We start from the raw sequence: 13,630 nt of genomic DNA on the forward strand, positions 1-13,630 counted from the left end.
AAAATAGCATTTATCAACTATCAATGGTATTGAAAATAGTTTTCATTGTATTTAGTATTTGCCGGTATTTTACTGATAATTTGAACAATGAAAAGTCGTTCAGATCAATAAACTTCCTTTTCTCTTGTTGCTAACTTAGGCCTGTTCTCCATGTTTCAGTGGTTTGAAAAACTTACTCAGGCGTTCCCGAAAAATGATCCGGAAACGCCGCCAAATCGTTTATTTGCATTTTGTCGCTATTACACTCAAGGTTTTGAGAAACCGTTACTTCTTCTTTCTGTTCTGAGTGCTTGTGTCGCGGTTACGGAGGTGACTCTGGTTCGTTATATGGGTGAGCTGGTGGATATTCTCAGCAGCCAGAGCAGGGAACATTTCTGGCAGCAGCAGGGAGGACGAATGATTTCTATGGCCTTATTGGTTCTGGTGGTGATGCCTGTGCTGGCATTTTTTCATTCGATGATCATGCATCAATCTATCCTGGGTAATTACCCAATGTCAGTACGCTGGCAGACACATCGTTATTTGCTCAAGCAGAGTATCGGTTTTTTCCAGCGTGATTTTTCGGGAAGAGTGGCTACTAAAGTGATGCAAAATGCCAATGCTATCAGAGAAACAGTAATGAAAATGATGGATATCATGATCTATATTGCTGTGTATTTTGTTTCTGTGTTGTTTATGCTGGCAGAAGCGGATCGGCTCCTGGTGCTGCCGGTGCTAGTTTGGCTGATTATCTACATGGCTATTCAGCTCTATTTTGTTCCTTTGCTGAAGAAAAATGCGACAGAGTTAGCAGATGCACAGTCGAATATGACTGGACGTATTGTTGATAGCTATACCAACATTATGACGGTGAAGCTGTTCTCTCATGCTCAGCGCGAAACAGATTATGCTGAAACGGGTATGAAGAGTTTTCTACAGGCAACGTACCGGCAGATGCGCACAATTACCCGATTGTTGTTTAGCCTGGATATCCTGAATTATGTATTGTTGTTCTCAACGGCGACTCTGGCTATTTTTCTCTGGCTGGATGAGCTGGTGAGTGTTGGTGTTATTGCTGTGGGGATCACCATTTCACTGCGTTTGCAGGGGATGTCTAAGTGGATTATGTGGGAGATCCGGGCATTATTTGAGAATATCGGTACGGTTATCGATAGTATGAATACTATTGCAAATGATGTGGAAATCAAAGATCGGACTGATGCGAAGCCTCTGAAAGTTGTGCAAGGTGAGATCTGTTTTTCTGCTGTCAGTTTCCGATATGACAATACTGAAGCGGTATTTGATAACCTGAATCTGCATATCCGGCCGGGGGAAAAAGTGGGTGTCGTCGGGCGCTCCGGGGCAGGAAAATCCACGTTGGTTAATTTGCTACTGCGTTTTCACGATATCGATTCGGGAAATATTACCATCGACGGGCAGGATATTTCTCAGGTAACTCAAGAATCACTACGTCATCAGATAGGAATGGTGACTCAGGATACTTCTCTGCTGCATCGTAGTGTGCGTGATAATGTTATGTATGGTAAACCGGATGCAGATGAGCAACAATTGTCACAGGCTTGTGAACAGGCGCATGTCAGTGAGTTTATCGACACGCTGCAGGACGGTGAGGGCAGAACCGGACTGGATGTGCAGGTGGGTGAACGTGGTGTTAAGCTGTCTGGCGGTCAGCGGCAACGTATAGCGATTGCTCGGGTATTACTGAAAGATGCTCCGGTTCTTATTCTGGATGAAGCGACGTCAGCACTGGATTCGGATGCAGAATCTGCTATTCAGGAAAATCTGCAGACTTTGATGCAGGATAAAACGGTGATTGCTATCGCGCACCGCTTATCAACGATATATTCAATGGATCGTTTGATAGTTATGGATGGTGGGAATATTGCGGAGCAAGGCACCCATCAGGAACTGCTGCAAACCGGAGGGATTTATGCCCAACTTTGGGCAAGGCAGACAGGGGGCTTTATCGGCTAAATACGTAATGAAATACGTGTTACTTTAATTACGCCATATCCAGTGGGTTGTAATTGCACCTCCTGGCCCGTAGCTGCGTTGTTTCATTTCCAGAACCGCCCAGCAGACCTTCTGTTCATGGTCTGCTATGTAACGTATTTTATAGAATTTATAGACTCGGTCAGGGTTCGTATATTCTGAGCTGAAAGGGCAATCTTTCCGGTCTGTCAGGTCTATATTGAGTGTGTTCCCACCGATAGACCTGATATATTTTTTAATGGTATCAATCCGCTCTTGTTTAACCTGAGCAGACATTCGCATGCATATCCATACAGATACCCCTCCGGCGATAAATGTTAGTAGGAATGCAAATTGCAGAGTCACATCAGCCTCCTTTATGGTAACTAATATCACGACATTGGTAGCCTTACTTTTACAGTATAGGTTGTTATTGACCTGATTTATGGTGATGAGTTGGCACATGCTGTATTTATTGATAGGGGATCTCTGTATAGTAAATGTATTCCGAACAAGACAGTAAACAGGATAAATGTTGATGAAGCTTGAAGTGTGTGTGGATAACGTTGAATCAATAGTGACTGCAACGGAGTGTGGAGCAAACCGGCTTGAGCTGTGTTCAGCTCTGAGTTCTGGTGGTTTGACGCCAACCGCTGGATTAGTGATGGCAGCAAAGCGGCTTTCCGGATTACCGCTGCACTGTATGATCCGTCCACGGGCTGGAGATTTTATCTATACGGAGCCGGAGCTACAGATCATGCTCGATGACATTAGCTGTCTGAGTAAACTTGGTGTGCAGGGTTTTGTCTTTGGTACGTTGACTTCTCGAGGTGAAGTTAATATTGAACAACTGATAAGGTTATGTGAAGCGGCGGCTGGGCATCATATCACTTTCCATCGTGCATTTGATTATACCCAAGATCCTGATCAGGCATTGGAACTCATTGTCAGTGCAGGATGCGATACTCTGCTGACTTCCGGCTTAAAAGCCAGTGCCTTGGAAGGATTACAGACCCTTATCCGTTTACAAAACCGGGCCGGTGAACGTTTGACGATTATGCCGGGAGCCGGAATCACCGCGGAAAATATCGTGCAGTTTTTGGGGGATAATGGATTTAAATGGTTGCATATGTCTGCTAAAAAACAGCGGCAGATTCAGGCAGAATACCTGCCTGAATTTTCTTTGGGAAGTAATCTGGAAGAGGATCTGAGTATTACCGTTACTAACGATGGTCTGCTGAAAAAAGCGCTTAAAATAATTAGTACACCTTGATTAATGCTCTGGTGGCATCGGTGGCTGATGATTTTTCATAAATGTATTCAATTCCAGTTCTGTTACTTCTTTATTGTGGTCTGCATCGATTTGGTTAAAGTCATTCCTCATTGGCCCTTTAAGTTCATCTTGATCTAACACCCCATCTCCGTTGCTATCCATAGCTGAAAAGCTAGGGGGTTCTGGAGGATTATGTGAATTGTCATTAGGGAATGCAGATGACTGAGCCGAAGCTAATACGAGTATCATAGTTAATATGGCGATATTTTTATTCAAAATCATTCTCTCCTGAGTGGTATGTATGAACCTTGTTTTGGAGCAGAATAAAATATGTAAGTTTCAATATTTACATAAACTTACAATGGACAAGACATATAAATGATGAATAAAAGTCTGTTTATACTCTTTTTTTGGTTGGCTTTGCCTGTGATTTTAACCGGCGCATGAACTGGTCGAATGGTTTCGCAAGTTCTTCAAAAAGCGGATGTTTTCTGTGTTCCAGCATGACTTCGCCTAACAGTTTAATTCCAATAATAAAATTGTTTTTTTCTTGTTCTGTTATGCCATCAATTTGACCCACTTTGTCCAAGATCTGGAAAAGGTCATCGTGGCAGGCAAAATCGAATTTAATGTGTTTCAGATGGCTGCAGTCAATACCGTCTTTGTCTTTTACCGGTGCAATATCGATTTGATACAGATGTTTTTTCATATAGGGTTCCTTATTAAATTTAAAGGTGTTCTTTATTATGATGGTGTTTATTTCTAACGAGTCCTTTCCTGTGAGGCTTATCGCCATGTTTTCTGCCATGTCCTCTCTCTCGCAGATGACCTAGTTCATCTTGATCTTTTATTTTCGCTTTTACCCGTTTTACTGTAGACAGGCTGGCTCCCGTTTCTTCTGCAACGTTTTGAAGAGTTTTCCCCTCGAAAAGAGCCTGAGCAATTTCTCTATGTTTTCCTTCGTCTCTTTTGCGTCCTCTGAATTTTGCTTTCCAGTTTTCATGATCTTCTCTCAACGCTCTTCTGCCCATTTCTGCAGCAAAAATACGACGATGATGCTCTGAATCAGCATACCCCTGTAGCATCTTTATCAGAGAATCCGTGATTGAATCGTCAAGTCTGAACTCCAGAGATTGAACCAGAGTCTTGATGGTTATACCTCGATTAATCAGATGCTTAATGTTACTGACACAGGTAGCAAATTCTTTTCCTAGTTCATCGATCCACCAAACGGTCAGCTCATCGCCTTGCTGTAGTTTTGTATTCAGTTCAGAGAATCGTGGTCTTTCCAGCAGAGGAATATTCCCCCGGATCTTTGTTTCCATGATTAGTTGAATGTTTTCATTATAGTTTTTGAGTGCATCTATCCGATTGTCGATATCTTTAATCTTCGGTGAGATACGAATATAACCATAGCATACAGTCATAATGACTCCTTTTTGTTTGGCTCACTTAGTGGTATGGCTCATAATAGATCGAAAAAGTGAACCTTTCAACCTAATGAGCCCGAATTGTGTATCTAATGTGCGAGAACTGGTGAAATGAATGTTTATAACTATATTCAAAATATGTACTTTTTCGCAGAGAGTTGATGGTTTCTTTTTTCTCTTTTTGTGATCAAATTCTCTGATGTTTCTCTGAATTATTGAAGAAGATATGCTTTACATCTATGATGTAACCGGTTCCAAATTGGGTTTTTTACACACATAAACGGTAAAGGGTGAGACATGACACATAAACTTCCTGACAATTTCCTGTGGGGTGGCGCAGTTGCCGCTCATCAGGTTGAAGGGGCATGGGATCGGGACGGAAAAGGCCCGAGTATTGTTGACGTACTATCAGGTGGTGATGTGAACACTCACCGTAAAATCACTGATGGTGTACTTAAGGAATACCATTATCCGAACCATGAAGCGACAGCCTTCTACGATCATTACAAAGGCGATGTGGCATTGTTGGCTGAAATGGGGTTTAAATGTTTCCGTACTTCTATTTACTGGCCACGTATTTTCCCTAAAGGGGATGAATTGATACCTAATGAAGCAGGTTTGAAGTTTTATGATGATCTGTTCGATGAGTTGCTGAAGCACGGTATTGAACCTGTCATTACTCTGTCTCACTTTGAGATGCCTCTGCATCTGTCAAAAGAGTATGGTGGATTTAAAGATCGGCGTTTAGTGGATTTCTTTGTTCGTTATGCAGAAACAGTGATGCGTCGATACAAAGACAAAGTGAAATACTGGATGACATTTAACGAGATTAATAATCAGCGGGATCTGCATCTGCCGTTATGGGGATACTCTAACTCGGGTGTGGATTATACGGTTGAAGACAATCCGGAAGAGTGCATGTATCAGGTGGTACATAACGAAATGGTTGCCAGTGCTAAGGTGGTTAAGCTTGGTCATGAAATTAATCCTGAGTTTCAGATCGGTTGTATGGTTGCCTGGGTGCCGATTTATCCGTATTCCTGTGCGCCTGATGATGTGATGCTGGCTCAGGAAGCCATGCGTAACCGTTATTTCTTCAGTGATGTGCATATGCGAGGTGAATATCCGGCATACACATTAAAAGAATGGGAACGTAAAGGGTATAACATTCGGATGGAACCTGGTGATCTTGAGATCCTGAAAGAGGGAGTTTGTGATTATGTGGGCTTTAGTTATTACATGTCTGTGGCCGTTCAGGCCGGAGCTAAGGAAGCAGCAGAAGGTTCGATGAGCGGTTTTACCGGTAGCGTTAAAAATCCATATGTTCAGGCGTCTGACTGGGGTTGGCAGATTGACCCTGTGGGTTTGCGCTACTCCTTGTGTGAGCTTTATGAACGTTATAACAAGCCATTGTTTATTGTTGAAAATGGCTTTGGTGCTCTGGATGTTGTTGAACATAATGGTGAGATCAACGATGACTACCGGATCGACTATCTGAAAGCGCATATCGAAGAGATGAAAAAAGCGGTTGTCCATGATGGTGTGGATCTGATGGGATACACGCCGTGGGGTTGTATTGACTGTGTTTCGTATGGAACCGGTGAATACCGTAAACGTTATGGATTTATCTATGTGGATCGCCATGATGATGGTACGGGGACAATGGTGCGTAGCCGCAAGAAAAGCTTCTTCTGGTACAAAGAGGTGATCAGCAGTAATGGTGAAAATCTGTAAAAAATAGCCAGTGATGACATACCCTCTGAACCTTTTGGTTCCGAGGGTATTTTTTTGTTAGCTCAGAGCGATAGCTGTCGCTATTTTGTGCATTATTCAGTTGAGAAAATGATCCAATTCACACAAATAACTTCTCACAGATGCAAAAGCTGAAATTATTTTTATTATTTCATCGAAACGTTTCGATGGGTTTCCTGAGCGATATGAATGCCGGCTTAAATGCCGGATAAATAATGAAACCAGGTGAATAATTCTGCCGTGGCATAAATAAGAGGCTGAACATGAAAAAAGGTGTATTACTGAATTCTGAGATTTCTCATCTGGTGTCTACTCTTGGGCATACAGATGAACTAACCGTGTGTGATGCCGGATTACCTGTGCCGGAAGGAGTTAAGCGCATTGATCTGGCTTTGACGCAGGGTATTCCGGGTTTTATTGATACTGCCAGAACTATTCTGGCTGAAACACAAGTTGAATCGGTGGTGATGGCTCAGGAGTTTATGCTGGTGAGCCCTGATCTGCATGCTGCCCTGGTTGAATTGCTGGATCAGGAAAAGAATTACAGTGGAAAAGAGATCACCAGAGAGTACCTGAGCCATGACGCTTTCAAACAACGTACGCAGCAGAGTCGTGCCATAGTGCGTACTGGTGAGTGTACGCCATATGCTAATGTGATTTTCTGTTCTGGTGTGGTGTTTTAACCGGTAGAAGTGAGGATAAATTATGACTCAACCCATACTGGAACTCAGAGAAATAGAAAAGACCTTTCCCGGGGTGAAAGCGCTGGATAAAGCCAGTCTAAATGTTTACAGCGGGAAAGTGATGGCGCTTATGGGAGAAAATGGTGCCGGTAAGTCCACACTGATGAAAGTGCTGACTGGCATATATTCTTGTGATTCCGGGCATATTCGTTACCAGAGAGAACCGGCGGCATTTAAAGGGCCGAGAGATTCACAGGAAGCCGGTATCAGTATTATTCATCAGGAACTTAACCTGATCCCAGAACTGACTATTGCGGAAAATATTTTTCTGGGTCGGGAATTTACCGGAGCCGCAGGAAAGATTCAGTGGGGAAAAACTTATGCTGAGGCAGACAGGCTACTGGCCAGGCTGAATGTAAAACGCAGTTCAAAGACGTTGTTGGGAGCTTTGAGTCTGGGAGAGCAGCAGATGGTCGAAATTGCTAAGGCTCTGTCTTTTGATTCCAAAGTTATCATTATGGATGAGCCAACGGATGCCTTGACCGATAACGAAACCGCATCGTTGTTTAATGTCATTAATGAGTTGCGTGCAGAAGGGCGTGGCATTGTTTATATCTCCCATCGTCTGAAAGAAATCTTTGAAATCTGTGATGACATTACTGTGCTCCGGGACGGGAGGTTTATCGCTGAATGCGCAGTCAGTGAGACCGATGAAGATGGTCTGATTGAAATGATGGTGGGACGTAAACTGGAAGAGCAGTATCCGCGGGTTGATGTCCGGCATGGTGCTACTTGTCTTGAGGTTCAGGGACTGACCGGTTCAGGAGTACACAATGTCAGTTTTTTACTGCAGAGAGGTGAAATTCTCGGTGTATCGGGGCTTATGGGAGCTGGCCGGACAGAGTTGATGAAAGTTCTCTACGGAGCCCTGCCAAGAGAATCCGGGGTGACTCGCCTGAACGGGAAAGATATTCACCCTGCAACACCTTATGATGGTTTGAATGCCGGTATTGCATATATATCAGAAGATCGTAAAGGTGACGGTCTTGTGCTGGGTTTATCCGTTAAGGAGAACATGTCGTTATGTGCACTGGCTCAGCTCACCCGCCACGGAAAAATTCGTCATGAGGATGAAGCTATTGCGGTAGAAGACTTCATCCGGCTATTTAATATTAAAACACCGGGGCGGGATCAGATTATTGGCAACTTGTCCGGAGGGAATCAGCAAAAGGTGGCTATAGCTAAGGGACTGATGACCAAACCTAAAGTGCTTATTTTAGATGAGCCGACGCGAGGAGTGGATGTCGGAGCAAAGAAAGAGATCTACCAGTTGATCAATCAGTTTAAAGAAGAAGGTATGAGCATCATCCTGGTGTCATCGGAGATGCCGGAAGTGCTGGGAATGAGTGACCGTATCATTGTTATGCATGAAGGACGGATCACGGGTGAATTTGACGTGAAAGAAGCCAATCAGGAAAAACTGCTGGCCTGTGCCGTCGGAAAAAATATTGATGAGGAAGCAGCATGAATGCAAGAGCTATTAATAACCAGGACGATAAACCGGGAAAGAAATGGCTGAGTAAAGAGTGGCTGATCGAGCAGAAGTCACTGATTGCCCTTCTGGTTTTAATCGTAGTGGTATCGTTTCTGAATCCTAATTTTTTTACTATAGATAACCTGCTGAATATCCTGCGTCAGACTTCTGTCAATGCCATTATTGCGGTAGGAATGACGCTGGTTATCCTGACTGCCGGCATTGATCTGAGTGTTGGCTCGGTTCTGGCTCTGTGTGGTGCTTTTGCTGCCAGTATGATTGCGCTGGAAATACCCGTTCTGGTTGCTGTCCCCGTTGCATTACTCGCAGGAGCCATACTGGGAGCCATTAGCGGTATCATTATCGCAAAAGGCAAGGTACAGGCTTTTATTGCCACATTGGTGACGATGACGCTGCTGCGTGGTGTCACTATGGTATTTACTGATGGGCGGCCCATCTCTACCGGCTTTACTGATACGGCGGATACATTTGCCTGGTTTGGTACGGGGTATACTCTGGGGATCCCGGTTCCTGTCTGGCTGATGGTGCTCTCTTTTGCTGCAGCCTGGTACCTTTTGCATCACACCCGTTTTGGCCGCTATGTGTATGCACTTGGTGGTAATGAATCGGCTACCCGCTTGTCCGGAATCAATGTTGACCGGGTGAAGATAGGTGTTTATAGCATTTGTGGTCTGCTTTCTGCTTTGGCGGGAATTATTGTGACCTCTCGTCTTTCATCGGCTCAGCCAACTGCAGGAATGGGTTATGAGCTGGATGCTATTGCTGCCGTCGTACTTGGCGGTACGAGTTTAGCCGGCGGTAAAGGCCGGATTATGGGAACGCTGGTCGGGGCTCTGATTATTGGTTTTCTGAATAATGCACTGAACCTGCTGGATGTTTCTTCCTATTACCAAATGATTGCTAAGGCAAGTGTGATCTTGCTGGCAGTATTGGTAGATAACAAAAACAAGTAACCCTCAACCCTACTCATCAGCACTAAACCGGCTGATAAAAATAAAAGGATCATAATCATGAAAAAAATGATGACACTGATTTCTGCGGCTTTGCTTTCTTCCACTGTTTCTGTGTCGGCACAGGCAAAAGATACGATTGCTATTGTATTGTCGACACTGAACAATCCATTCTTTGTGACTATGAAAGATGGTGCAGAAGCTAAAGCTGAGGAACTGGGCTATAACCTGATTGTACTGGATTCACAGAATGACCCAAGTAAAGAACTGTCGAACGTTGAAGATCTTACTGTGCGTGGTGTAAAAGCGATTCTGATCAATCCGACCGATTCTGATGCTGTATCGAATGCAATCCGTATGGTAAACCGTTCCGATATTCCGGTACTGACACTGGATCGTGGTGCCAGCCGTGGTGATGTAGTGAGTCATATTGCTTCTGATAACGTAGCCGGAGGTGAAATGGCCGGTCGCTTTGTTGTGGAAAAAGTGGGCGAACAAGCCAGAGTTATCCAGTTGGAAGGGATTGCCGGAACATCGGCTGCGCGTGAACGTGGCGAAGGTTTTATGAATGTTGTGAAAAGCAGCCAAATGGATCTGCTGGCAAGTCAACCTGCTGATTTTGACCGTACAAAAGGGTTGAATGTGATGGAAAACTTGCTGGCCGCTAATCCTGATGCACAAGCGGTCTTTGCCCAGAATGATGAAATGGCTCTGGGGGCTCTGCGTGCAGTTCAGGCTTCCGGTAAAGAGGTAATGATTGTCGGTTTTGATGGTACTGATGATGGTATTGCTGCAGTGAAGCGTGGTGATATGGCTGCGACGATTGCTCAGCAGCCGGAGCTGATTGGTGCTCTGGGTGTAGAAACAGCAGATAAGGTACTGAAAGGGGAGGCGGTTGATAAATATATTCCGGTTCCGCTAAAAGTTATTACTCAGTAAGTTTCCGGTATGCCGCCCCTTTTCCTCCGGGAGCTGGGGCGATTTTCGGTTATACGAATTAAGGTTTGCAGCAGTTTGAGGATTGTCTTATGAATAGATTAGTGGTTTTAGGCAGTGTTAATGCAGACCATGTGCTGCAGGTGCCTGTGTTCCCGCGTCCAGGGGAAACGCTTCATGGTCACCATTATCAGGTGCTTCCTGGAGGGAAGGGTGCCAATCAAGCGGTCGCTGCAGCTCGGTTGAATGCCGATATCGGATTTGTAGCATGTGTTGGGGACGATGCTTTTGGTATTACAATGCGGGAAAATTTTAAATGTGATGGTATTAATACCCGTGGCGTAAAAATTCAGCCGGGTTGTCCGACAGGTATTGCGATGATTCAGGTAAGTGCGAGTGGTGAAAACAGTATTTGTATTTCGGCTGAAGCCAATGCAAAACTGACTGCTGAATCAATCGAAACAGATCTTTCTGCTATCAGGCAGGCTGAATATCTGCTGATGCAATTGGAAACACCGATGGATGGGGTTGAGCGAGCCGCTGCAGAAGCTTGTGTATCCGGCACTAAAGTTATTCTGAATCCGGCTCCGGCAAAGACGTTATCAGACTCATTGCTGCGCTGTGTCGACATTATTACGCCGAATGAAACCGAAGCCGAAGTCCTGACCGGTATTACGGTCAGTGATGATGAGTCTGCACAGAATGCTTCCGATATACTGCACGCAAAAGGTATTGATACTGTGATCATCACATTGGGGGCTCAGGGAGTATGGCTCAGTCAGCGTGGCTGTGGGCAGCGGATCTCCGGATTTCCGGTTCAGGCGGTGGATACGACTGCCGCAGGAGATACGTTTAACGGCGCTTTTGTTACCGGTCTGCTAAATGGCTTATCTGCCGAATCCGCGATAACATACGCTAATGCTGCTGCTGCACTATCAGTAACTCGTTTCGGAGCACAGACTTCTATCCCGAATAGTGCAGAGGTGGAGGATTTTCTTAAGCAGCACACTGATTTTTCTTAGCACTGTATACTGAATAGTATTAACGCCGGTTCAGAAAGGGGATGATATGGCGACGATGAAGGACATTGCGAAACTGGCTGGAGTTTCTACTTCGACCGTAAGCCATGTGATCAATCAAACCCGCTATGTCAGTGAGGAGATTTCTGAACGGGTAAATAATGCTGCCAGACAATTGAATTATGCACCATCTGCGCTGGCACGCAGCCTGAAGATGAACAAAACCCAAACGATCGGTATGCTGATGACGACATCAACCAATCCATTCTTTGGTGAGGTAGTCAAAGGGGTTGAACGTAGTTGTTACCATCACGGTTATAACCTGATCCTGTGTAATACCGAAGGGGACAGTGAGCGAATGAAATCTTCCATTGATACTCTGTTGCAAAAGCGGGTTGACGGGTTGATTCTGATGTGTACGACTTTGGCCGGGGAACGAATCGAAGCATTCGAGCGTTACCCGGATGTTCCTGTTGTTGTAATGGATTGGGGACCGTTGCAGTACGCCTCAGATAAAATTCAGGATAACTCTTTTCAGGGCGGATATTTGGCAACCCAACATCTTATCGACGCCGGGCATAAGAACATAGGTTGTATTACCGGACCCCTGAACCAATATCAGGCCAAAATGCGTTATGAAGGATATAAGCGTGCTTTAGCAGAACACCAGTTGGAGATGAATATTGACTGGATCACTGAAGGTGATTTCTCCTGTGAAGGTGGTTATGCCGCTTTTTTGCAGATGCTGATGCGGGGAACACTGCCCAGTGCTTTATTTGTCTGTAACGATATGATGGCAATGGGGGTTGCGAATGCGGCCTATGAGAAGGGGATATCTGTCCCGCAGGACATATCACTGGTCGGTTATGATGATATCCATATTGCTCAGTTTATGACACCGCCATTGACGACCATTCACCAGCCTAAGTACCGGTTGGGCAAGGCTGCCGTTGAAGCTTTGCTTGCCCGTCTGGAGAACAGGAATCTGGATGCTCAGGTTGTACAGTTGGAACCGGTGTTAGTCGCACGCAACAGTGTAAAAACGATGGCGTAGAAAATTTCATCAGATTGCTTATTTCTTAGTATCTTATATTGTCGATGCTGTGATAAAGTTCAAATAATTCCCATTAACACATACTATTATGTCCACAAATAAACCTTCTGCTATTCCGGTCGGAGTGCAATTTATGCTGTTGTCTGCTTTGGGGTTCGCCCTGATGTCAGCCTGTGTAAAGCATGTCAGCAATTATCATATACCAGTGTTTGAAATCGTTGCTGCACGGGCATTGGTTTCTCTGGTTATCAGCTATCTGGATGTAAAACGTAAAAAGCTTTCTGTCTGGGGGAATAACAAATCCCTGCTACTGGCAAGAGGCATGGTAGGAACCATGGCTCTGATGTGTGTGTATTACTCTGTTACCACTTTGCCGCTGGCTGAAGCTACGATTCTGCAATATGTCCATCCTGTGTTTACTGCACTACTGGCGGTGTTGTTTTTAAAAGAAAGCATTCAAAGGGTTACGCTTATCTGCATTTTGTTCTGTCTGGTCGGTTTGTTTTTTATTGTCAAACCGGAGATTGATGGAAACGCTCCGGTTGTTTTGCCACTGTTTAGTGTTGCGGTTGCACTAATAGGTGCCTTTGGTAGTTCTATTGCATATGTCATTGTGCGCAAGCTGAGTAGAACGGAAGACAGCTCGGTGATCATCTTTTATTTCCCGCTGGTGGCATTACCGGTATCTTTGATATTGATGGGGGACGGATTTGTACAGCCGGATCTTTATCTGACCTGTATTCTGGTTCTGGTTGGTATATTCACTCAGGTTGGACAGTTCGGACTGACAAAGGCGATGCAGACACAGGCGGCAGGGCAGGCCTCAGCGTATTCTTACGTACAGATTATTTTTTCTGTGCTGATTGGGGTCATTTTCTTTAATGAAATTCCGTCGATATGGACATACTTTGGCGGAGCATTAATTGTCTCCGGGGCACTGATTAATGTGTTTGGTGCGCGGCTCAAAACCGTGTGGGACAGAAGACGTTTGAATGCCTGAAGAAAAG

General features: G+C 44.7%; 14 protein-coding genes. 10 read left to right on the top strand and 4 right to left on the bottom strand.

The features are described from left to right. Positions 1-150 precede the first annotated feature (150 nt). Positions 151-1,974, top strand: a complete 1,824-nt coding sequence (locus CSW98_RS04295) for an ABC transporter ATP-binding protein (protein WP_100799229.1) — start codon at positions 151-153, stop codon at positions 1,972-1,974. 24 nt (positions 1,975-1,998) lie between these two features. Here CSW98_RS04295 and CSW98_RS04300 read toward each other — a convergent pair whose 3' ends face one another. Further along, positions 1,999-2,337, bottom strand: coding sequence for a hypothetical protein (locus CSW98_RS04300; protein ID WP_157810324.1), 339 nt, complete (start codon positions 2,335-2,337; stop codon positions 1,999-2,001). A gap of 172 nt (positions 2,338-2,509) precedes the next feature. Between CSW98_RS04300 and CSW98_RS04305 the strand changes: the two genes are divergently transcribed. Then, the gene (locus CSW98_RS04305; protein WP_157810325.1) at positions 2,510-3,244 is read left to right on the top strand and encodes a copper homeostasis protein CutC; all 735 of its coding nucleotides are present in this window, start codon (positions 2,510-2,512) and stop codon (positions 3,242-3,244) included. Here CSW98_RS04305 and CSW98_RS04310 read toward each other — a convergent pair whose 3' ends face one another. The 3 genes from CSW98_RS04310 to CSW98_RS04320 form a co-directional block, all read right to left on the bottom strand. After that, the gene (locus tag CSW98_RS04310; protein WP_232733470.1) at positions 3,245-3,520 is read right to left on the bottom strand and encodes an EF-hand domain-containing protein; all 276 of its coding nucleotides are present in this window, start codon (positions 3,518-3,520) and stop codon (positions 3,245-3,247) included. 121 nt (positions 3,521-3,641) lie between these two features. Next, the gene (locus CSW98_RS04315; RefSeq protein ID WP_157810326.1) at positions 3,642-3,953 is read right to left on the bottom strand and encodes a DUF3861 domain-containing protein; all 312 of its coding nucleotides are present in this window, start codon (positions 3,951-3,953) and stop codon (positions 3,642-3,644) included. A 19-nt stretch (positions 3,954-3,972) separates the two neighbouring features. Continuing rightward, entirely contained in the window at positions 3,973-4,671 is a 699-nt protein-coding gene (locus CSW98_RS04320) for a recombinase family protein (RefSeq protein ID WP_100799234.1), read from the bottom strand. Positions 4,672-4,971: 300 nt separating this feature from the next. On the opposite strand from CSW98_RS04320, the gene CSW98_RS04325 reads away from it, so the two are divergent. The 8 genes from CSW98_RS04325 (at position 4,972) to CSW98_RS04360 (ending at position 13,623) form a co-directional block, all read left to right on the top strand. Beyond that, entirely contained in the window at positions 4,972-6,408 is a 1,437-nt protein-coding gene (locus tag CSW98_RS04325) for a 6-phospho-beta-glucosidase (RefSeq protein WP_100799235.1), read from the top strand. A gap of 281 nt (positions 6,409-6,689) precedes the next feature. Continuing rightward, positions 6,690-7,109, top strand: a complete 420-nt coding sequence (rbsD, locus tag CSW98_RS04330; RefSeq protein WP_100799236.1) for a D-ribose pyranase — start codon at positions 6,690-6,692, stop codon at positions 7,107-7,109. Positions 7,110-7,131: 22 nt separating this feature from the next. Further along, the gene (rbsA, locus tag CSW98_RS04335; protein WP_100799237.1) at positions 7,132-8,637 is read left to right on the top strand and encodes a ribose ABC transporter ATP-binding protein RbsA; all 1,506 of its coding nucleotides are present in this window, start codon (positions 7,132-7,134) and stop codon (positions 8,635-8,637) included. Next, positions 8,634-9,617 carry a ribose ABC transporter permease gene (rbsC, locus tag CSW98_RS04340; protein WP_100799238.1) on the top strand — a complete coding sequence of 328 codons (984 nt, stop codon included), beginning with the start codon at positions 8,634-8,636 and terminating at the stop codon, positions 9,615-9,617. The genes rbsA and rbsC overlap by 4 nt, the downstream gene beginning before the upstream one ends. Before the next feature lie 57 nt (positions 9,618-9,674). Next, complete coding sequence (gene rbsB, locus CSW98_RS04345; RefSeq protein ID WP_100799239.1) at positions 9,675-10,553, top strand: ribose ABC transporter substrate-binding protein RbsB; 879 nt, start codon at positions 9,675-9,677, stop codon at positions 10,551-10,553. 89 nt (positions 10,554-10,642) lie between these two features. After that, positions 10,643-11,572 (top strand): ribokinase, encoded by a 930-nt coding sequence (rbsK, locus tag CSW98_RS04350; RefSeq protein ID WP_100799240.1) that lies wholly within the window; start codon positions 10,643-10,645, stop codon positions 11,570-11,572. 46 nt (positions 11,573-11,618) lie between these two features. After that, positions 11,619-12,623, top strand: a complete 1,005-nt coding sequence (locus CSW98_RS04355; protein WP_100799241.1) for a substrate-binding domain-containing protein — start codon at positions 11,619-11,621, stop codon at positions 12,621-12,623. 88 nt (positions 12,624-12,711) lie between these two features. Next, positions 12,712-13,623, top strand: a complete 912-nt coding sequence (locus CSW98_RS04360) for a DMT family transporter (protein WP_100799242.1) — start codon at positions 12,712-12,714, stop codon at positions 13,621-13,623. The last annotated feature ends 7 nt before the right edge of the window (positions 13,624-13,630 follow it).

The organism is Vibrio sp. HA2012 (assembly GCF_002812955.1).
In the GTDB taxonomy this organism is placed as follows: Bacteria; Pseudomonadota; Gammaproteobacteria; order Enterobacterales; family Vibrionaceae; genus Vibrio.